The 20,043-nt window shown below is 75.3% G+C and carries 17 protein-coding genes; 14 read left to right on the plus strand and 3 right to left on the minus strand.

Features of this window, described 5'->3' with window-relative positions; genetic code table 11:
• The first annotated feature begins 84 nt into the window (after positions 1-84).
• From ACR9E3_RS01750 to prcA, 3 genes are all read left to right on the plus strand, one after another.
• On the plus strand, positions 85-279 hold the full coding sequence (locus tag ACR9E3_RS01750) for a ubiquitin-like protein Pup (RefSeq protein ID WP_274194800.1): 195 nt from the start codon (positions 85-87) through the stop codon (positions 277-279).
• Positions 280-432: 153 nt separating this feature from the next.
• Positions 433-1,278 (plus strand): proteasome subunit beta, encoded by an 846-nt coding sequence (prcB, locus tag ACR9E3_RS01755; RefSeq protein WP_460377955.1) that lies wholly within the window; start codon positions 433-435, stop codon positions 1,276-1,278.
• 53 nt (positions 1,279-1,331) lie between these two features.
• Complete coding sequence (gene prcA / locus ACR9E3_RS01760) at positions 1,332-2,162, plus strand: proteasome subunit alpha (RefSeq protein WP_460377956.1); 831 nt, start codon at positions 1,332-1,334, stop codon at positions 2,160-2,162.
• On the opposite strand, the gene ACR9E3_RS01765 is transcribed toward prcA, so the two are convergent.
• Both ACR9E3_RS01765 and ACR9E3_RS01770 read right to left on the minus strand, forming a co-directional pair.
• Positions 2,159-3,688 (minus strand): diacylglycerol/lipid kinase family protein, encoded by a 1,530-nt coding sequence (locus ACR9E3_RS01765; RefSeq protein ID WP_460377958.1) that lies wholly within the window; start codon positions 3,686-3,688, stop codon positions 2,159-2,161. The two genes, prcA and ACR9E3_RS01765, sit on opposite strands and share 4 nt — an antisense overlap.
• A complete protein-coding gene (locus tag ACR9E3_RS01770) occupies positions 3,661-5,196 on the minus strand; it encodes a bifunctional phosphatase PAP2/diacylglycerol kinase family protein (protein ID WP_460378379.1) in 1,536 nt (511 codons plus the stop codon). Before ACR9E3_RS01770 ends, ACR9E3_RS01765 begins: the two co-directional genes overlap by 28 nt.
• 170 nt (positions 5,197-5,366) lie before the next feature.
• On the opposite strand from ACR9E3_RS01770, the gene pafA reads away from it, so the two are divergent.
• The 11 genes from pafA (at position 5,367) to ACR9E3_RS01825 (ending at position 18,972) form a co-directional block, all read left to right on the plus strand.
• Entirely contained in the window at positions 5,367-6,725 is a 1,359-nt protein-coding gene (gene pafA, locus ACR9E3_RS01775; RefSeq protein ID WP_460377959.1) for a Pup--protein ligase, read from the plus strand.
• A 91-nt stretch (positions 6,726-6,816) separates the two neighbouring features.
• Entirely contained in the window at positions 6,817-8,730 is a 1,914-nt protein-coding gene (locus ACR9E3_RS01780; RefSeq protein WP_460377961.1) for a serine/threonine-protein kinase, read from the plus strand.
• A 54-nt stretch (positions 8,731-8,784) separates the two neighbouring features.
• On the plus strand, positions 8,785-9,768 hold the full coding sequence (locus tag ACR9E3_RS01785; protein WP_285647983.1) for a helix-turn-helix transcriptional regulator: 984 nt from the start codon (positions 8,785-8,787) through the stop codon (positions 9,766-9,768).
• A complete protein-coding gene (locus ACR9E3_RS01790; protein WP_460377963.1) occupies positions 9,765-10,757 on the plus strand; it encodes a helix-turn-helix transcriptional regulator in 993 nt (330 codons plus the stop codon). Before ACR9E3_RS01785 ends, ACR9E3_RS01790 begins: the two co-directional genes overlap by 4 nt.
• Positions 10,758-10,802: 45 nt before the next feature.
• Positions 10,803-12,806 (plus strand): HNH endonuclease signature motif containing protein, encoded by a 2,004-nt coding sequence (locus tag ACR9E3_RS01795; RefSeq protein WP_460377965.1) that lies wholly within the window; start codon positions 10,803-10,805, stop codon positions 12,804-12,806.
• Between the two features lie 117 nt (positions 12,807-12,923).
• Complete coding sequence (locus ACR9E3_RS01800) at positions 12,924-13,121, plus strand: hypothetical protein (RefSeq protein WP_285647980.1); 198 nt, start codon at positions 12,924-12,926, stop codon at positions 13,119-13,121.
• Positions 13,122-13,151: 30 nt separating this feature from the next.
• Positions 13,152-13,445 (plus strand): Sec-independent protein translocase subunit TatA, encoded by a 294-nt coding sequence (tatA, locus tag ACR9E3_RS01805; RefSeq protein ID WP_460377967.1) that lies wholly within the window; start codon positions 13,152-13,154, stop codon positions 13,443-13,445.
• Positions 13,446-13,482: 37 nt separating this feature from the next.
• Entirely contained in the window at positions 13,483-14,502 is a 1,020-nt protein-coding gene (tatC, locus tag ACR9E3_RS01810) for a twin-arginine translocase subunit TatC (RefSeq protein ID WP_460377969.1), read from the plus strand.
• Between the two features lie 58 nt (positions 14,503-14,560).
• A complete protein-coding gene (locus ACR9E3_RS01815) occupies positions 14,561-17,419 on the plus strand; it encodes a DEAD/DEAH box helicase (RefSeq protein ID WP_460377970.1) in 2,859 nt (952 codons plus the stop codon).
• Between the two features lie 42 nt (positions 17,420-17,461).
• Positions 17,462-18,562: a DUF4333 domain-containing protein gene (locus ACR9E3_RS01820; protein ID WP_460377972.1), complete on the plus strand. Its 1,101-nt coding sequence runs from the start codon at positions 17,462-17,464 to the stop codon at positions 18,560-18,562.
• Complete coding sequence (locus ACR9E3_RS01825; RefSeq protein ID WP_460377974.1) at positions 18,562-18,972, plus strand: MmcQ/YjbR family DNA-binding protein; 411 nt, start codon at positions 18,562-18,564, stop codon at positions 18,970-18,972. Before ACR9E3_RS01820 ends, ACR9E3_RS01825 begins: the two co-directional genes overlap by 1 nt.
• On the opposite strand, the gene ACR9E3_RS01830 is transcribed toward ACR9E3_RS01825, so the two are convergent.
• On the minus strand, positions 18,969-19,949 hold the full coding sequence (locus tag ACR9E3_RS01830; RefSeq protein ID WP_460377976.1) for a 5'-3' exonuclease: 981 nt from the start codon (positions 19,947-19,949) through the stop codon (positions 18,969-18,971). The two genes, ACR9E3_RS01825 and ACR9E3_RS01830, sit on opposite strands and share 4 nt — an antisense overlap.
• Positions 19,950-20,043 lie beyond the last annotated feature (94 nt).

Genomic DNA, 20,043 nt, shown 5'->3' on the forward strand with positions numbered 1-20,043 from the left:
TGCGTCACGGGCAGATGTCGCCCCGGGTCTGTAGGGTTCGAAAGCGCAGTACCCCGCTGTACGAAAGACCCCGGGAGGCTAGCCATGGCGCAGGAACAGACCCAGCGGCAGGGCGGGGGCGACGACGGCGACGGCGGCGAGGACAGCACCGCCGCCGGCCAGGAGCGCCGCGAGAAGCTCGGTGAGGACGTCGACACGATCCTCGACGAGATCGACGACGTGCTCGAGGAGAACGCCGAGGACTTCGTCCGGGCGTACGTCCAGAAGGGCGGCCAGTAACCTCCCGGCGGAGTCCTCGTACTCCGTTCGGCCTACAGACACCACGCCGCCCCCGTGACCCCGGTTCGCTGTGACCGGGGCCACGGGGGCGGCGGTCCATTCCCCGAAGTCCTGAGCCCAGCCCCGACACCCACGCACAGGAGCGCCCCACCGATGGAGCCCTCGTCGGCCCTGCCCCCGGCCTACTTCTCCGCCGGGACGGCCTCGTTCGTCGACTTCCTGCGGGAGGTCCGGCCTGACCTGCTGCCCGGCGCGGGCGCCCGTCCGGTGACGGCCGAGCAGGCCGGCGCGGGCGGGCACGTCACCGCCGCGCACGGCACGACCATCGTGGCCGCCACCTTCTCCGGCGGTGTCGCCATCGCCGGCGACCGGCGGGCGACGATGGGCAACCTGATCTCCTCGCGCGACATGCAGAAGGTCTTCGTCACCGACGACTGGTCGGCGGCCGGCATCGCGGGCACCGCGGGCATCGCGGTCGAGGCGGTGCGGCTGTTCACCGTCGAGCTGCAGCACTACGAGAAGATCGAGGGCGTCCCGCTCACCTTCGACGGCAAGGCCAACAAGCTCGCGGGCATGGTGCGGGGCAACCTGGGCGCGGCGATGCAGGGGCTGTCGTTCGTGCCGCTGTTCGTCGGCTTCGACGTCGACGCCGCCGACCCGGCCCGCGCCGGGCGCATCGTGTCCTACGACGTGGTCGGCAGCCGCAGCGAGGAGACCCACTACGCCGGCGTCGGCTCCGGGTCGCTGTTCGCGAAGTCGTCGCTGAAGAAGCGCCACGACCCGGAGGGCTCGCGCGAGGACGTCGTGCGCACGCTCGTCGAGGCGCTCTACGACGCCGCCGACGACGACAGCGCCACCGGCGGGCCCGACACCATCCGCGCGATCTACCCGATCGTGGTCACCATCGACGCCGAGGGCGCCGTCACGGTGCCCGAGGACGAGACCGCCGCGGTCGCCGAGGCCGTCGTCGCGGGCCGCCGCGAGCGGCCCGGCGGCTGAGCTCCCCACCCACGAACCCGCAGACACCTTCGGACCCAGGAGCGCTCCCCGCCATGACGATGCCGTTCTACGCGTCGGTCGACCAGCTGATGCGCGACCGCTCGGACCTCGCGCGCAAGGGCATCGCCCGGGGCCGCAGCGTCGTCGTGCTGACCTTCGCCGGCGGCGTGCTGTTCGTGGCGGAGAACCGGTCGAACTCCCTGCGCAAGGTCTCGGAGATCTACGACTCGCTCGGGTTCGCCGCGGTCGGCCGCTACAACGAGTTCGAGAACCTGCGCACCGCCGGCATCCGCTACGCCGACGTGCGCGGCTACTCCTACGACCGCCGCGACGTCTCCGGCCGTTCGCTGGCCAACGCCTACGCCCAGATCCTCGGCGCGAGCTTCATCGAGCAGCAGAAGCCGTTCGAGGTGGAGCTGTGCGTCGCCGAGGTCGGCGAGACGCCCGACCGCGACAAGCTCTTCCGGATCACCTACGACGGCTCGATCTCCGACGAGCCGCGGTTCGTGGTCATGGGCGGCACCACCGAGCCCATCAGCGCGGCCCTGCGCTCGTCCTACGAGGCCGACCTCGACATGCAGAACGCCCTGCGGATCGCCCTCGAGGCGCTGCAGGCGCAGAACGGCAGCTCGTCCGGCTCGGGGTCCGGCGGCTCGACTCCCGAGCCCCTCGGGGTCGACGCCCTCGAAGTCGCCGTCCTCGACCGCAGCCGCCGGCCGCGCCGGGCGTTCCGGCGCGTCACCGGGGCCGCCCTGGCCGCCCTGCTGCCGGGCGGCGACCAGGCGGGGTCCTCCGCAGAGGAGCCCGCGGGGGACACCGACGCGGACGACACGGGCGCCGGCGACGAGGTCTCGGGCGCGGGCGGCGCCGACCCTGAGGCCTAAGCCTCCGGCAGCCGGTAGACCGGCACCGGTTTGGGCGCGATCCGGAAGACGAACCGGTCGGAGTCGGGCTGCACCTCGCCGTCGGTGGCCAGCCCGACCGCCGGGCCGACGACCCGCACCGAGAGCCGGGTCCGCGAGGCCGCCGTGTAGACGCGGCTGCGCGCGAGGGTCCCGGCCATCACCGACACCACGAACCGGGTGCGCGAGAAGCGGCCGTCGGCGCGCAGGTAGCGCACGTCGAGCACCCGGGCGTCGAGCCGGGGGCGGAAGAGCGGGGCCATGCCCCGGGGCTCGTAGCCGCCCATCCCCACGAACAGCAGCCAGATCGTGCGGCGCCGGCCGTCGAGCTCGACGACGAGCGGGGTCGCCTCGGCCAGCACGCGGACCAGCGCCATGGCGGCCGCCGGCCACTTGCCCCAGCGGCCCTCCCACTGCTCGCGCAGCTTGACCATGTCCGGGTAGCCGCCGAGGCTCGCGGTGTTGATGAACGCGACGGTCCGTTCCCCGCCCTCGGGGGCGGTGATGTCGACGAGGCCGACGTCCACCGCCACGGCCTCCCCGTCGCGGGCCGCGGCGAGGGCCGTCGCCGAGTCCTCGATGCCGACGTCGCGGGCGAAGTGGTTGAGCGTGCCCTCGGGCATGACCACCAGCGGCACGCCGCGACGCTGGGCCAGCCCGGCGAGGGCCGCGACGGAGCCGTCGCCGCCGGCGACCCCGATGGCGCGCGGCGCGCCGCCGTCCGGAGCCGGGCGGTCCAGGGCGGCCTCGACCTCCTCGACGAAGTCGACGCCGGGCTCCGGGACGAGGACCTGCGCCCGCGGGAGCACGGCGTGGATCTCCTCCGGCGGGGACGGCTCGGCGTCGTCCTCGACGGCGCCGACCACCGGAGCGACGAGCTGGCCCAGGGCCTCCAGGGGTCCCGGGGTGCCGGCCGAGCGGTTCGCCACCATCACGAGCCCGGAGCCGTCGGCCAGCGCCGGCGCGTCGTGCGCGGGGCGCGCGCGGGCGGGCGCGTGGCGCACGACCGGCCACCAGCGCCGGGTCAGCGCCGCGACCCCGACGCCGAGCCCGGCGCCGGCGAGGACGTCGGCGACCGTGCGTTCCCCGAGGGTCACGCGGGCGCCGGAGACGGCCACCGCCACCGGCGCGAGCGCCGCGCCGAGCAGCGGCGACTCCATCGCGGCGGCCGTGACGAAGGCCGACGACGACGCGGCGTGCGCGGACGGGAAGCGCCGGCCCCACGGACGCATCCGGGGGAGCAGGGGCTTGGCCAGCGTGTGGGCGATCGCGGACGTCGCCGCGGCCGCCATGACCCCGCGGACCCCGGCGCGCCGGCGCGGACCCTTCCCGGAGACGAACAGGCCGCCCGCGATGACGGCCCACAGCAGTCCGCGGTCGGCGGTGCGGTCGACGCGGCGGGCCCAGCGGGAGCCGACGGGGGAGCGGTGGCGGGGGAGCGTCACGGGGATCCCGGTGGTCTCGGCGGTCGGGGCCGGGCTCAGCGGGCCGTGGCCCGGTGCGGCCACAGCGCCTCGTCGCGCCGGTAGACGGGCACGGGGTGGTCGGCCACCCGGTAGCGCAGCCGCCGGCCGCGACCCACGACCTCGCCGTCGGCGGCGACCTCGACCGGCCCGTCGAGCAGCTCGATGTCCAGTGATCGCATGGCGCTCTCCTGGTAGATCCGGTTGTGCCCGAGCACGCCCGTGGCCAGGGCCACGAACGCCCGCGCGCGGGCGAAGCGCCGATCGGCGCGCAGGTAACGGACCTCCAGCACGCCGGTGTCGAGCCGTGGGCGGTAGGACGGCACCATCCCGGTCGGGACGTAGGGCCCGTTGCCGACGAACAGCATCCACACCGACCGCTCGACCCCGTTCAGGCGGACCCGGATGGGCCGACTGCGCTTCAGGGTGACGAGCAGCGCGGCGATCGCCGAGGGCCATTTGCCCCATCTCTTCTGCCACTTCTCCCGCAGGCGGACCATCTCGGGATAGCCGCCGAACGCCGAGGTGTTGACGAAGACGACCCGCTGCGGCTCCTGCCGGCCCTCGAGGTCGGCGTGGATCCGCAGCTCGCCGAGGTCCACCGCGACGGCCTCGCCCGCGCCCGTGGCGTCGATGGCCTCCTGGGTGTCGTAGACGCCGACGTCGCGGCCGAAGTGGTTGAGCGTGCCCGCCGGGATGAGCGCCAGGGGGAGGTCGAGGTCCTCGGCGACCCGGGCGGCGGCGGCCACCGAGCCGTCGCCCCCTGCGATGCCCAGCGCCCGCGTCCCGGGCTCGCGCGCGGCCGACACGAGCGTCTCGGCGAGGTCCGCCCCGTCGTCGAGACGCAGGACCCGCGCGCGGGGCAGCGCACCGACCAGCTCGTCGTACGGGTCGACGCCCGCCTTGCCGGACCGGCTGTTCACCAGCACGACGAGTCCCTCGCCCTCGGGCAGCGTCGGTGCGCCGGCGACGGGGCGGGCCGCGGCCTCGTCGATGTCGCGCACGGGCAGCCAGCGCCGGGTGGCGAGTGCGGCCAGGGTCCCGAGCCCGACCCCCGCCGCGACGTCGGTGGTCCAGTGGACACCGACGTGGATGCGGCTGTAGGCGACGGTCGCGGCGAGCGGGACCACCCAGGTCGAGGCCTTGGGGCTCTCCATGGCGACGGCCGCCGCGAACGCCGCGGCCGACGCCGCGTGGCCGGACGGGAACGAGGAGGACGTCGGCGGGTCGTCGAGCGAACGGTGCGCCGGGAGGAGCTCGGCCGCGGGCCGGCGGCGGGGGACCAGCGGTTTGAGCACGCCGTTGGCGAGCAGGCTCGCCCCGGCGATGGCGAGCACTCCGCGCAGCGCGCCGCGGCGGGTGTGCCGGCTGCCCGCGACCAGCACGCCGGCCACGCCGAACCAGAGCTTGCTGTGGTTGGCCGACCGGGTCAGGGCCCCGAGGGCGGGATCGGCGGCCGAGTAGGGCAGGTGCCCGATGGCGGTGGTGATCCGGCAGTCGGCCTCGTTGACGTCGGCCAGCCGGCGGCGGCCGCCCCGCGCGCCCTGGCGCACCCGGCGGCCCACGCCGTGGGAGATGTCCGATGCCAGTTCGCGTCCCGGGAGCGCCACGGGCCCGACCGTAGTGATCCGGGCCCCGGCCGTACCGCACGCCCCGCGACGGAGCGTGAACCCGGCCGCTCGCGGAGCCCTCACAGGCGGGGTTGCTGTCCTAGGGTGGAGGGATGCAGCGGAGGATTTACGGGGTCGAGACCGAGTTCGGTGTCACCTGCACCTTCCACGGCCAGCGGCGCCTGTCGCCCGACGAGGTCGCCCGCTACCTGTTCCGCCGGGTCGTGTCCTGGGGACGGTCGTCCAACGTGTTCCTGCGCAACGGGTCGCGGCTCTACCTCGACGTGGGCAGCCACCCCGAGTACGCCACCGCGGAGTGCGACTCGCTCACCCAGCTCGTCGCGCACGACAAGGCGGGCGAGCGGATCCTCGAGGACCTCCTGCTCGACGCCGAGCGCCGGCTCGCCGACGAGGGCATCGGCGGCGACATCTTCCTGTTCAAGAACAACACCGACTCCGCGGGCAACTCCTACGGCTGCCACGAGAACTACCTGGTCGGCCGCTCGGGCGAGTTCTCCCGCATCGCCGACGTCCTGCTCCCGTTCCTGGTCACGCGCCAGCTCATCGCCGGTGCCGGCAAGGTGCTGCAGACCCCGCGCGGGGCCGTCTACTGCCTCTCGCAGCGCGCCGAGCACATCTGGGAGGGCGTGTCGTCCGCGACGACACGCAGCCGCCCGATCATCAACACCCGCGACGAGCCGCACGCCGACGCCGAGCGCTACCGCCGGCTGCACGTCATCGTCGGCGACTCGAACATGTCCGAGGTCACCACGCTGCTCAAGGTGGGCACCACCCACCTCGTGCTCGAGATGATCGAGCAGGGCGTGCAGTTCCGGGACTTCACGCTCGACAACCCCATCCGTGCCATCCGTGAGATCAGCCACGATCTCTCGGGCCGACGTCCCGTGCGCCTGGCCGGGGGTCGGGAGGCGAGCGCGCTGGACATCCAGCGCGAGTACCACGCCCGCGCCGTCGAGCACGTCGCGCGCCGGGGCTCCGACCCGATCACCGACCGCGTGGTCGAGCTCTGGGGCCGCACGCTCGACGCGGTCGAGCGCCAGGACCTCTCCCTCATCGACCGCGAGATCGACTGGGCGATCAAGCACCGCCTCGTCCAGCGCTACCGCAACCGCAACGACCTCGGGCTCTCGAGCCCGCGCGTCGCCCAGCTCGACCTCGCCTACCACGACATCCGGCGTGGTCGCGGCATCTTCGACCTGCTCCAGCGCAAGGACATGGTCGACCGTGTCACCGACGACGGCGAGATCGAGGCGGCCAAGGACACCCCGCCGCAGAGCACCCGCGCCAAGCTGCGCGGCGACTTCATCGCCGCCGCGCAGGCCGCCGGGCGCGATTTCACCGTGGATTGGGTGCATCTCAAACTGAACGACCAGGCCCAGCGAACCGTCCTCTGCAAGGACCCCTTCCGCGCCGTCGACGAACGCGTGGACCGCCTGATCGCCACCTTGTAACGACGGCCACGTCGGCGGCGTGCGTCCGGGGCGCACGAGGTAACCACGACCGCACTTCACCGACGACGCCGAGGACGGCACGAGAGACCTCATGGAGCACCAGCCCCGCACCTCCCGCCTGCACCGGCCGGGCCCGCCCCCCGGCACGCTCCACGACCGCGCGGCCGTGCCGGTCGACGGGGAGGTCGTGGGCACGGTGCTCGGCGGGCGCTACCGCATCGGGGAGTGCATCGGCGCCGGCGCCATGGGCGTGGTCTGGACGGCCTGGGACCGCCGGCTGCGGCGCACCGTCGCGGTCAAGCAGCTCGCCGCCCGCGGCCACCGGGACGCCACCGAGGAGCGCCTCGCCCGCACCCGCGCGATGCGCGAGGGCCGCATCGCCGCGCGCGTGGCCCACCCGCGGGCGATCGCCGTGCTCGACGTCGTGGTCAACGACGCCGGGCCCTGGCTCGTCATGGAGTACCTGCCGTCGCGCTCGCTGGCCGCGCTGCTCGCCGAGCACGGCCCGCTCGAGCCTGCCGAGGCCGCCTGGGTCGGCGCGCAGGTGGCCGACGCGCTGGGCGCGGTGCACGAGGCCGGCATCGTCCACGGCGACATCAAGCCCGGCAACGTCCTGATCACCGACGACGGCGTCGCCAAGATCACCGACTTCGGCGTCTCCCGCGCGACGTGGGACACCACGGCCACCGGCGGCGGGACCGTCGCGGGCACCCCGGGCTACTTCGCCCCCGAGGTGGCCCGCGGCGACGAGCCCACGCCCGCGTCGGACGTGTTCTCCCTCGGCGCCACGCTCTACGCCGCGGTCGAGAACGAGCTGGTCTGCGGCCGCCACGACAACACCCTCGCGGTGCTGCACGCCATGGCCGAGGGCCGGCTGCGCCCCGCCACCCGCGCCGGGGTCCTCGGACGCCCGCTCGCCGCGATGCTGCGCCTCGACCCCGCGCACCGCCCCGGCACCGGGGCCGTCGAGCGGGCCCTGCGTGCCCGCGGTGGCACCACGCCGTTCGTGCCGGCCCCCCGCAGCGGCGGCGACGCCGCCGCGGACGTCCCGGCACCGCGCCACCCGAGCACCGCGGACCTGCCGTCCACGGCGTCCGGGCCGGCCCCTGATGCCGGGTCGGGTGCCGGGTCGGTCGCCGGGTCGGTCGCCGGGTCGGTCGCCGGGTCGGTCGCCGGACCGGGTGGCGGGTCGAGTGCCGGCAACGACGTCGGGCCGGATGCCGAACCGGGATCCCGGCCTGGATCGAGACCCGACCCCGTGTCGGACCCCGCTCCGCCGAGTCCCGCGGCGGCGCCCTCGCCGGCCGCCGAGCCGGCCGCCGGGCCGGTCGCGGGGGACGCGGCCGCACCGGCCGCCGCCGCGGCGGCGTCGTCGCTGGCGCGACCGGGCCTGACCGCCGCGCGGCGCGTCCCGCGGATCACGCCGGTGCCGCGGACGCGACGTGACCACGCGGGGCGCCGGCGGCGCACGGCCGTCGTCGCCGCCGCGTCCGGGCTCGTGCTGGCGGCCGGGATCGGCGTCGCGGTCGCGGCGACGAGCACCGGCGGCACGGTCGCCACCCCCGCGGCGCCGGTGCCGGGCACCACGGAGCCGGCGCCGGCGGACCCGCTCGGCGGGGCGGGCACCACGGCCACGCCGGCGCCGACCCCGACCGTCGCGGCGCCGGTCGAACCCATGGACCCGTCGGCGTCGTCCGACCCGGCCACCGTCGTCGTCGACTACTACGCGTCGCTGCCCGGGAACATCGACGGCGCCTGGGCGGTGCTCTCGGACGAGGCCCGCGACGACTCCGGGGGCTACGAGGGCTACTGCCGCTTCTGGTCGGGCATCAGCGCGGTGCAGGCGACGAACGTGAGCGTGCGCGGCAGCACCGTCACCGCCGACATCGAGTTCACCACCACGAGCGGGCGGACCAGCCGGGAGAACTACCGGTTCGAGGTCGACCGCGACGACGACGGCCAGGTGCGCATCGAACGTGCCCAGCGCAGCAGCGACTCGAGCTGACGCGCCGGGACCGGCGTTCGAACACCTGGGCGAGACCTCGGTAGGCTCGTGCCCGTGACGACCAGCCCGTCCGCGCGCGCCGAACGCCTGGTCAACCTGGTGCTCTGCCTGCTCTCGACGCGCCAGTTCCTCAGCGCCGAGCGGATCCGCGCCACGGTGCCGGGCTACGCCGACGTCGCGTCGGACGAGGCCTTCTTCCGGATGTTCGAGCGGGACAAGGCCGAGCTGCGCGAGCTGGGCGTCCCGCTGGAGACCGGGCGGTCGTCGATGGCCGAGCCCGTCGACGGCTACCGCATCGCGCGGGGCGACTACGAGCTGCCCGACATCGACCTCGCGCCGGACGAGGCCACCGCCGTCGCTCTGGCGGCCCGGCTGTGGGACTCCCCGGCGCTGGCGGGGGCGGCGCGGTCGGCGCTGCAGAAGCTACGCGCCGCCGGGATCGCGGTCGACCCGGACGCGGCGTCGGCGGTGCAGCCCCGGCTCCAGGCCGCCGAGCCGGCCTTCGCCCCGCTGCTCGCCGCGAGCCGGGCCGGGCGGGTGGTCACCTTCACCCACCGCTCCCACCCCACCGCCGAGGCGCGCACCCGCACCGTCGAGCCGTGGGGGGTCGTGTCCTGGCGCGGGCGCTGGTACCTCGTCGGCCACGACCGCGACCGCGCCGACGTCCGCTGCTTCCGGCTCTCCCGCATCGGCGACGACGCCCGGGCGATCGGGCCGCGGGGTGCGGTGACGCCGCCGGCTGACGTCGACCTCGTGGCGCTGGTGGCGGCCTCGGCCGGCCCGCCACCCCCGACGGGCCGCGCCCGGGTCCGGCTCACTCCCGGCCGGGCCCAGGGGCTGCGCCGCGGCGCCCACCCGGACCCGGACGGCGACCCGGACGTCGTCGAGATCGACCTGTCCCGCATCGACACCGCCGCGCGCTGGGTGGCGGGCCACGGACCGGACGCGGTCGTCCTCGAGCCGCCGGAGCTGCGCAAGGCCGTCGTCGCGCTCCTGCGGGGGTCGGTGGGGGCCGTGAACGTGGGGAGTGCACCGTGACCGCGGGGGTGTCCGAGCGGCTGCCGCGCCTGCTCACGCTCGTGCCCTACCTGCTGGCGCGTCCCGGTATCGCGGTGGCCGACGCGGCCGCCGACTTCGGCGTGGGCGAGGCCCAGCTGCGTCGCGACCTCGAGCTGCTCTGGATGTGCGGGCTGCCGGGCTACGGCCCGGGCGACCTGGTCGACCTCTCCTTCGAGGGCGACACGGTGACCGTCACGTTCGACGCCGGCATGCGCCGACCGCTGCGCCTCTCGGGGGCCGAGGCGGCGACGCTGGCCGTGGCGCTGCGGGCGCTGGCGGACGCGCCGGGCATGGTCGACGCCGACGCGGTGCAGCGGGCGCTGGCCAAGATCGAGGACGCCGCGGGACGCGCGGGCACCGCCGCTCCGGAGGAGCCCGAGCCGGGGAGCCCGGGCGCCGTCGCCGTCGGTCTGGGCCGCTCGCCCGGGGGCGCGGAGGACGCGGTGCGCCGCGCCGTCGAGACCGGTCGCGCGGTGCGGCTGACCTACTACTCGGCCTCCCGTGACGCCGTCGGGCGCCGCGTGGTCGACCCGATGCGCCTGCTGCTGGTGGACGCCTCCGCGTACCTCGAGGCCTGGTGCCGCAGCGCCGAGGGCGTCCGGCTGTTCCGACTGGACCGCGTCGACGACGCCGAGGTGCTCGACGAGCCCTCCGCCCCACCGCCCGGGGCCCAGGGCCGTCCGGGAGCGGGGGAGGACCTCCTGCGCCCCGACGACGGCGCCCACGTCGCCGCGCTCGTGCTGCACCCGGCCGCGCGCTGGGTCGCGGAGTACTACCCGGTCGAGAGCCTGCACGCGCAGGACGACGGGTCGGCCCGGATCACCATGCGCTACGGCGACCGCGACTGGATGGTGCGGCTGCTGCTGGGGCTCGGCGACGCCGTCGACGTCCTCGCCCCGCCCGACCTCGTCGAGGCCCGCCGCGCCCGCGCCCGGGAGGCGCTCGCGGCGTACGGCGAGGACGACTGAGCCAGACCGCCTCCGCTGTCACCCGTCGGTGGTAGACTCGAACACATGTTCGACAGCGGGTGGTACGCCGGAGCGCCGGTGGCCCCTGCGGAGCTGTCCTGGTCGCAGCGGCCGACGGGGCCGGAGCTCGCCGTCGCGCTCGCCGCGACGGAGGCGGTCGACCTGGCCGACGACCAGGGGTTCGACGCCGCCGAGCGTCTCGCCGGCTGGGAGAGACTGGCCGGCTGGGCCACGGCGCACCTGTACCGCGAGACGGCGGAGTACCTGGGTGCGCGCCAGGCCCGCGCCCGGGGCGACGGGCAGCGGGCGTTGGTGTTCGACGAGGTGGCCATGGAGGTCGCCGCCCTCGCTCGGGTCGCGCCACGTACCGGCGGCATCCGGGCGCACCAGGCGCGGATGCTGATCGAGAGGCTGCCCGGGACGCTCGCCGCGCTGGAGGACGGGCGCATCTCGCTGTCCCACGCGCGGGTGGTCGTCGAGCAGACCGAGGAGTGCGACGACGCCACGGCCCGCGCTCTCGACGTCGAGCTGTGGTCCCGGCCGCCGCGCGACCGCACGCCCACCCAGCTGCGTGAGACGGTCCGCCGCATCCTCTACCGCCTCGACGCCGATGCGGTGCGGCGCCGCCCGGAGCAGGCGCGCCGGAACCGTGAGCTCCGGTATTGGGCCGAGGACGACGGCGCCACGGGCGTCATCCAGCTGCGCTTGCCCGGCGACCAGGCGCGTGGCGTCTACGCCGTCATCGACGCGATCGCCCGCGGCGCGGGCGATGCCCCCGAGGGCGAGCAGCGCTCGCTGGGCCAGAAGCGCGCCGACACGGCACGCGACCTCATCCTCGACGCCGCCACACGCCGCCGCGACACCGAGCCGTGCGGCTGCGGAACCTGCGGGTGCGGGGGCGAGGCGGATGGTTCCGCCGTTCACGACCACCCCGGCGACTCGCACTCGACCGCCGCCGACACACCCGACGACACCGCCGACGATGCGCATGCCGACGCCGCGGACGACGACGCAGACAGCGACAGCGCCGAGCGACAGGACACCAACGGCGACGACACCGCCGAGCGACAGGACACCAACGGCGACGACACCGCCGAGCGACAGGACACCAACGGCGACGACACCGCCAGCGACGACACCGCCAGCGACGACACCGCCAGCGACGACACCGCCAGCGACGACACCGCCAGCGACGACACCGCCAGCGACGACGTTGCCGAGGAGGACCTCGCCGAGGAGGACCTCGCGGGGGAGAGCACCCGTGACGCCGGCGCGGACGGGACCGACGCGACCGTGTCGGAGCTCCGCGCTTCCGTGCGTGCCGCGCGCGACCCGGAGCGCGGGTTGCTCGAGGGCGAGCGTGCGCCGGTGCGCCCGGAGGTCCGGGTCACGATCGGGTGGGACGTGCTCGCCGGGCTGTCCGAGCGGCCCGCCGAGCTCGAGGGCCACGGGCCGATCCCGGCGGTCCTGGCGCGGCGCCTCGCCGCCGACCCCGAGGCGATGTGGCGTCGGCTGCTGACCGACCCGGTCACCGGGGTCGCCGACCATCTCGAGTCCCGGCGCTACCGACCACCGCCCGCGATGCAGGACTTCATCCGCTCACGGGACCTCACCTGTGCCGCGCCCGGCTGCCGCATCCCGGCCGCGCGCTGCGACCTCGACCACGTCGTGCCCTACGACTTCGGGCACCCGGACGGCCGGGGCGGCGCGGGCGGGACGACGCGGATCAACCTCAAGCCGTGCTGCCGCACGCACCACCGGCTGAAGACCTTCACGCGCTGGGAGACCCATGTCGCCCCCGATCCGGACGGCGGACGCGACTCCGTGATCGTGTGGACGTCCCCGTCCGGCCATCGGTGGTGGGTCCGCTCGCCCCAGCTCGAGCCCCCGCCGTGGGAGCGAGACCTCTCCGGCGATCCCGCGGAGGCCGACGCCGCGCTGACGCGGCTCGTCGAGAACCGTTCGCCTTCGAATGCGCCCGGCGACGATGGGTCCGACCGGCTTGACGCCGCGCCGGACCCGTACGCACCGTGGCGCGACGCGAGCTGAGGCCCGGGCAGGAGCCCCGGCCCCCCGGGGGGAGCGGACCTCCGTGACGCGGCGCGGGATGCGGGATGCGCTCGGGCGTTCACCGTCCGGTCACGGCAGACCGATAGGGTCGGAGGAGTGCCGTACCTGTGGAGCGTCATCGTGGTGCTCGTGGCACTGGTCGGTCTCGGGCTGGCCGTCGCCGCGCTGCTCGGGCCCGTGAAGCGGTTCGGTGTGGTCGCCGGGGTGGCACGCGAGCAGCTCGGCAGGGACGCCGGGTTGATCAACGCCAGGGTGGCCGCGCTGAAGGTCCGCCTCGCCGAGCGTCGCGCGTAGCATCAGCGGCACCGTGGAAGGAGCCACACCGTGAGCGAATGGGTCATCGTCGCGATCGTCGGCGTGGTGCTGCTGTTCAGCGCCAAGAAGCTGCCCGACATGGCGCGGGGGCTGGGCCAGTCCATGCGCATCTTCAAGGCCGAGACGCGCGGGCTGCGCGAGGACGAGCAGGCCGCCAAGCCGGGTCAGCCCGCCGCCGAGCCCCAGGCGCCGGGCCGCCAGCTGGACGAGGGCACCACCAGCGTCAACGGCACCACCGGCGTCAACGGCACCGTGCCCCCGCAGGACACCCGGTCCACGCAGCCGGGCTCCACCTCGTCCTGAGCCGGCACCACGCCAGCCGTCGAGACCTGAGCCGCCGATGACGACCTCCGGGGACGCGTCGCGTGCCCGGTGGTGGCGCAGCCTGCGCTGGCCCGGCGCGCGCCGCCGGGCCAACCCCGACGGCACGATGACGCTCGTCGAGCACATCTACGAGCTGCGCCGGCGGCTCGCGATCGCGCTCCTCGCCGTCGCGGTCGGCACGATCCTGGGCTTCGTCTGGTACACCGCCCACCCGTTCGGGTTGCCGTCGCTCGGCCAGATCCTCACCGAGCCCTATTGCGAGCTGCCCCCGGAGAACCGCGTCCAGTTCGGCGGCGGGCAGGAGTGCCGCCTGGTCGCGTTCGGGGTGTTCGAGCAGTTCACCCTGCGTCTCAAGGTCGCCGCGACGGCCGGCGCGCTGCTGTCGAGCCCGATCTGGTTCGCCCAGATCTGGGGCTTCATCACGCCGGGGCTGTACGCGAAGGAGAAGCGCTTCGCGTACGTCTTCGTCACCGCGGCGGTGGTGCTCTTCACCGCCGGCGCCGTGCTCGCCTACTTCGTGGTCACCCAGGCCCTGCAGTTCCTGTTCACCGTCGGCGGTGACATCCAGACGACGGTGCTGCGCGGCTCGGACTACTTCAGCCTGCTGGTCGCCCTGCTGATCATCTTCGGGGTGAGCTTCGAGCTACCGCTGCTCGTGGTGATGCTCAACCGCGTCGGGGTGGTCTCGTACGCGCAGCTCAAGCGCTGGCGGCGAGGGCTGATCTTCGGCCTGTTCGTGTTCGCGGCGATCGCGACGCCGGGCCAGGACCCGATCTCGATGCTCGCCCTCGGGGTCTCGCTGGTGCTGCTGCTCGAGTTCTCGATCCAGGTCGCGCGGGTGCACGACAAGCGGGCCGCCCAGCGGCGCCTCGAACAGGGGTGGGACGGCCTCGGCCCCGACCAGCCCTCGCCGCTGGACGACCGTCTCGGCTCCCCGGGTCCTGCCGCGACGCCCTCGCCCCGCATCGAACCGATCCCGCCGACGGCCACCGACCGGCCGAACGACGGCTCCACCGACCGGTGGGACGTGACCTGAGCCGATCCGAGCCCACCTGATCCGTGGGTAGGCCCGTCAGATGTGTCAGTGTGGGGCCATGGCCACTCGCGCCACCCGCTCTCCCGCCGAGGCCTACGAGCAGGCTCGCACGCGCGCCGCACATCCTCAGCTGTCCCTGTTCGCGACCGAGCTGTCCTTCGAGCTCGACGATTTCCAGCGACGCTCCTGCCTCGCCCTCGAGCAGGGCCACGGGGTGCTGGTGTGCGCGCCGACCGGTGCCGGCAAGACGGTCGTCGGCGAGTTCGCCGTGCACCTGGCGCTCGCCCGCGGGCAGAAGTGCTTCTACACGACGCCGATCAAGGCGCTGTCGAACCAGAAGTACGCCGACCTGGTCGAGCGCCACGGCGCCGACGCGGTCGGGCTGCTCACCGGGGACGCCGCCGTCAACGGCAACGCCCCGGTCGTGGTCATGACCACCGAGGTCCTGCGGAACATGCTCTACGCCGAGGCCCCGGCGCTCGAGGGCCTCGCCTACGTGGTGATGGACGAGGTGCACTACCTCGCCGACCGCTTCCGCGGCGCGGTGTGGGAGGAGGTCATCCTCCACCTGCCCGAGCACGTGCAGATCGCCTCGCTGTCGGCGACGGTGAGCAACGCCGAGGAGTTCGGCGACTGGCTCGTGACCGTCCGGGGTGACACCACCGTCGTCGTCGACGAGACGCGGCCCGTGCCGCTGTGGCAGCACATGGTGGTCGGGCACCGGATGTTCGACCTGTTCGCCGAGGAGCGCCGCGGCGGCACGTCGGCGCTGAAGGTCGACCCGACGCTCGTGCGCGCGGTCGCCGAGGTCGACCGTGGCTCCGCCGTGCGCGGGGGCAAGGCCCGCTCCGGGCCGCCGGGACGCAACGGCCGGGGTGGCGACCGGCGCGGGGGACCGGGGCGGTCCGGGCCGCCGGGACGCGGCGGGTCCTCGGGGTTCCGGCCGCCGTCGCGGGTCGACGTCATCGAGCGTCTCGACGCCGCCGGGCTGCTCCCCGCGATCACCTTCATCTTCAGCCGGGCCGGGTGCGACGCGGCGGTCACCCAGTGCGTCCGCTCCGGGCTACGGCTCACCGGCCCCGACGACGTGACCGCGATCCGCGAGGTCGTGGAACGGCGCACGTCCGGGCTGCCGGACGCCGATCTCGAGGTCCTGGGCTACTGGGAGTGGCGCGAGGGCCTCGAGCGCGGCGTCGCGGCGCACCACGCCGGCATGCTGCCCGCCTTCAAGGAGACCGTCGAGGAGCTGTTCGTCCGCGGCCTGGTGCGGGCGGTGTTCGCCACCGAGACGCTTGCGCTCGGCATCAACATGCCGGCGCGCACGGTCGTGCTCGAGAAGCTCGTGAAGTACAACGGCGAGGCCCACGTCGAGCTGACGCCGGGGGAGTACACCCAGCTCACCGGCCGGGCGGGGCGCCGCGGCATCGACGTCGAGGGCCACGCCGTGGTGGTGTGGACACCAGGGGTCGACCCCGAGCAGGTCGCGGGCCTGGCCTCGACCCGCACCTACCCGCTGCGCTCGTCGTTCCGCCCCGGCTACAACATGGCCGTCAACCTGGTCGACCGGCTCGGCGTCGAGGACGCCCGCGAGCTGCTCGAGCAGTCGTTCGCGCAGTTCCAGGCCGACCGCAGCGTCGTCGGGCTGGCCAAGAAGCTCGAGCGCAACCGCGAGGCCCTCGCCGGCTACGCCGAGGCGGCCGGGGGTCATTCCGGCGAGGACAAGGACTTCCACGACTTCGCCGAGTACATGGACCTGCGCCGGCGGGTGTCCGAGCGCGAGAAGATGCTCTCCCGCCAGGGGCGCTCGGCGCAGAAGGCCGAGGCCGCCGGGTCGCTGGAGGCGCTGCGGCCCGGGGACGTCATCGCCGTCCCCGGCGGCAAGCGCGCCGGGCTGGCCGTCGTGATCGACCCGGGGATCGACCGCAGCCCGCGGGGGATGGAGCCGCGGCCCCTCGTGCTCACCGAGGACCGCTGGGCGGGCCGGCTCTCGCTCGCCGACTTCCCCGAGCCGGTGACGGCCCTGGGCACGATGAAGCTGCCCCGCAAGGTCGACCACCGCGTGCCCCGCGTGCGCCGCGACCTCGCGAACGCGCTGCGCGAGACCGGGATCGAGCCGCCGACCCGCTCCGGCTCGGCGCGTCGGCGCCGCGGCGCGGATAACGAGGACCCCGAGCTCGCGTCCCTGCGCCGGGCCCTGCGCAGCCACCCGTGCCACGGCCTGGCCGATCGCGACCAGCGGGCCCGGTGGTTCGAGCGCTACCAGCGCCTCGAGCGCGAGACCGAGCAGCTGCAGTCCCGGGTGCGCTCGACGACCCACTCGCTGGCCCGCACCTTCGACCGCATCCGCGGGCTGCTCGGCGAGCGCGGCTACCTCGACGACGCGCCCGACGCCCAGCAGAACGTCACCGACGACGGCCGGCGGCTGTCCCGGCTGTGGGGCGAGTCGGACCTCCTCGTCGCGGAGTGCCTGCGGCACGGCATCTGGCGGGGTCTCGGCCCCGCGGACATCGCGGCCGTCGCGTCGTCGCTGGTGTACGACAGCCGTCGCGACGACGGCGGCGTCCCGCGCGTCCCCGACGACGCGACCTCGGCCGTCGAGCAGACGGTGCAGCTCTGGCACGACCTCGTCGCCGACGAACGCCGCCACCACCTCGACCGCACCCGCGAGCCCGACCTCGGGTTCGCGTGGCCGGTCCACCGGTGGGTCCGCGGCGACACCCTGGCGACGGTCCTCGCCGGGGCCCGCGCGCACGGCACCGAGCTGTCCGCGGGAGACTTCGTGCGCTGGTGCCGGCAGGTCGTCGACCTGCTCGACCAGATCCGCGCCGTCGCGGGCACCGGGGACACGGTCGGCCGCGCCGCCGCCGACGCCGTCCGCGCCATCCGGCGCGGCGTCGTCGCCGTGGGGGAGGGCTGACGGGGTGAGCACCGGGAGACGGCACGGAGCGGAGCGGGACCGATGAGCACACCGCCGGACGAACCGAGCGGTCGTACCTCGCCGTGGGCCCGTCCCGACGAGTCGCGGACGATTCCCGGTGAGCCGGCACCCGGCGCGGCGGGCGAGGCCTCGTCGCCCCAGGAGCCCACCCCGCCCGACGGCACGGCGTCGTCCGGTCCGACGGCGCCCGCGCAGCCGACGCCGGCCCAGGAGACGTCCCCGTCGACCGCCCGGCCGGCTCCGGACCCGCCGTCGGCTCCCGAACAGCAGGCGCCCGTCTCCTCGGCCGGGGAGTCCGCGTTCGCGCGGCCCGGCGGGGACCCGGCGTTCGCGCAGCCCGGATTCGCGCCGCCGGGCGGGCAGACCCCGCCGACCGGGTGGGGTCCGCCGTCGGGCCAGGGCCAGACCTCCGGCTACGGGCAGGCGACCGGCTACGGGCCGGCGGCGGCCTCCGCGCCACCCACGGGCTACGGCGCCCCACCCGGCCAGCCCGGCTATGGCCAGCCCGGCTATGGCCAGCCGGGCTATGGCCAGCCCGGCCAACCGGGCCAACCCGGCCAACCCGGCCAACCCGGCTATCCGCCGACCGGTCCGCTCCCGCCGGGCTACGGCCAGACCGGTCAGTACCCCGCCGGCCAGCACCGGACCGGCCAGTTCCCCCAGCCCGGCCCGTACCCACCGCCAGGTCAGGGCGGCCAGGGCACCAACGTCTGGGCGGCACCCGGCAGCGCGCCGCCCGGCTGGGGCGGTCAGGCCGGCCCGGGGTGGGGCGGGCCGTATCCGCCGGCGCCGCGCCGTCCCTTCCCCTGGAAGGTCGTCGGGATCGTCGGGGGTGCGCTGCTGCTCGTGGCGGTGATCGTGGTCGGGCTCCTCGCGTTCGTCGTCGGCCCGAAGTTCGCGCGCGTGGACGTCCTCGACGCGGACTCGGTGGCGCAGGGCGTCACGCGCGTCGTCACCGAGGACTGGCGACGCCAGATCACCGGCGTGTCGTGCCCGGCGGACCAGGAGGTCCGGGCCGGGGTGCGGTTCACCTGCTCGGCGACGGTCGACGGGCGTCCGGTCCAGGTCCCGGTCGCGGTGCTCGACGGCCAGGGGACCTACTCGGTCGGCCAGCCGCGCTGATGGCCACCCTCGACGACGTCCGCAGCCTCGCGCTCGCGCTCCCGCGCACCACGGAGAAGGTGTCCTGGGGGTCGGCGCACTGGCGGGTGTCGTCGAAAGGCTTCGTCTGGGAGCGGCCGCTGCGCCGCGCGGACGAGGAGGCGCTGCGGGCGGCGGGGGTGCCGCTGCCCGACGGCGACGTGCTGGGCGTCCGGGTGGCCGACGAGGGCGTCAAGCAGGCGCTGCTCGCCGACGACCCCGACGTCTACTTCACGACCCCGCACTTCGACGGCTACCCGGCGGTGCTGGTGCGGCTCGAGCGGATCGGGGCCGACGAGCTGCGCGAGCTCGTCGAGGAGGCCTGGGTCCTGCGGGCGCCGACGACCGTGGCGCGCGCGTGGCTCGCCGAGCAGGGCCGCCGGGGCGACTAGGGAGCCTCCTCGCCCTTCAGCGCGGCCACGAGGCGGTCGACCGAGCCCGTGAGGTTCCACCGCTCGGCGAGCTCGGTGAGCTCGTCCGTGTCGACGGGCCCGTGGGGCAGCGCGCGGCGCTCACCGGTCCAGTCGAGCGGGGCGTCCGGGGCGACGCGCACGACCTCCGGCGCCTTGACGAGGTACTCGCCGGCCTTCGCCATCTTGGCGCGCACGGCCGAGGACATCCGCTGATCCGAGCGGTCGAGCACCGCGTTGATCATCTCGTCCCAGGACCCGAACTTCGAGACCACCTGCGCGGCGGTCTTCTCCCCGATCCCGGCGACGCCGGGAAGCCCGTCGGAGGGGTCGCCGCGCAGCATCGCCATCTCGGCGTAGCCGTCGCCCGCCCGCGCCACCGGCACGCCGTAGCGGGCGGCGACGTCCTCGGGCCCGTAGAGCTCGTACTTCGACACCCCGCGGGCGATGTAGACGATCCGCACCGGGGCCGGCTCGTCGCGCACGAGCTGGAGCAGGTCGCGGTCGCCGCTGACGACCTCGATCGCGTCGGTGGCCTCGGTGGCGCAGAGGGTGCCGATGACGTCGTCGGCCTCGTAGCCCTCGGCGCCCGCGGTCGGGATCCCGGCCGCGGCGAGCACCTCGAGGATGATCTCCACCTGCGGGCCGAGCTCGGGCGGCGCGGCCTCGGCGTCGGGTGCGCCGCCGACCGGCGAGGAGGGGTCGCCCATCGACGGGTCGACGCGGTGCGCCTTGTACGACGGGATCGCCTGCACGCGGAACGCCGGGCGCCAGTCGCGGTCGAGGCAGGCGACCACGGCGCCGGGGCGACGTTCCCGCACGAGCCGGGCGACCATGTCGCAGATGCCGCGCGCGGCGTTGACCGGCGTCCCGTCCTCGGCGGTGAGCGAGGCGGGCACCCCGTAGAAGGCCCGGAACCACAGGCTGGCCGAGTCGAGCAGCATCACCGGCGCGTCCATGCGCGAGAGCTTCCCACCTCGCTCGCCGGGACGGACGCCGACCGGCCGCTCCGCGCGTCGGCGACGGTCGTCGTCGCTGGTCAGGACGCTGCGG

Source organism: Actinomycetospora sp. C-140 (assembly GCF_054796175.1).

Bases quoted from the DNA above. Each gene is read 5' to 3' on its own strand.
- prcB (WP_460377955.1), top strand. From the start codon at position 433: ATGGAGCCCTCGTCGGCCCTGCCCCCGGCCTACTTCTCCGCCGGGACG.
- tatC (WP_460377969.1), top strand. From the start codon at position 13,483: ATGACGACCTCCGGGGACGCGTCGCGTGCCCGGTGGTGGCGCAGCCTG.
- ACR9E3_RS01815 (WP_460377970.1), top strand. From the start codon at position 14,561: ATGGCCACTCGCGCCACCCGCTCTCCCGCCGAGGCCTACGAGCAGGCT.
- pafA (WP_460377959.1), top strand. From the start codon at position 5,367: ATGCAGCGGAGGATTTACGGGGTCGAGACCGAGTTCGGTGTCACCTGC.
- ACR9E3_RS01820 (WP_460377972.1), top strand. From the start codon at position 17,462: ATGAGCACACCGCCGGACGAACCGAGCGGTCGTACCTCGCCGTGGGCC.
- ACR9E3_RS01750 (WP_274194800.1), top strand. From the start codon at position 85: ATGGCGCAGGAACAGACCCAGCGGCAGGGCGGGGGCGACGACGGCGAC.
- ACR9E3_RS01825 (WP_460377974.1), top strand. From the start codon at position 18,562: ATGGCCACCCTCGACGACGTCCGCAGCCTCGCGCTCGCGCTCCCGCGC.
- ACR9E3_RS01830 (WP_460377976.1), bottom strand. From the start codon at position 19,949: ATGGACGCGCCGGTGATGCTGCTCGACTCGGCCAGCCTGTGGTTCCGG.
- ACR9E3_RS01795 (WP_460377965.1), top strand. From the start codon at position 10,803: ATGTTCGACAGCGGGTGGTACGCCGGAGCGCCGGTGGCCCCTGCGGAG.
- prcA (WP_460377956.1), top strand. From the start codon at position 1,332: ATGACGATGCCGTTCTACGCGTCGGTCGACCAGCTGATGCGCGACCGC.
- ACR9E3_RS01780 (WP_460377961.1), top strand. From the start codon at position 6,817: ATGGAGCACCAGCCCCGCACCTCCCGCCTGCACCGGCCGGGCCCGCCC.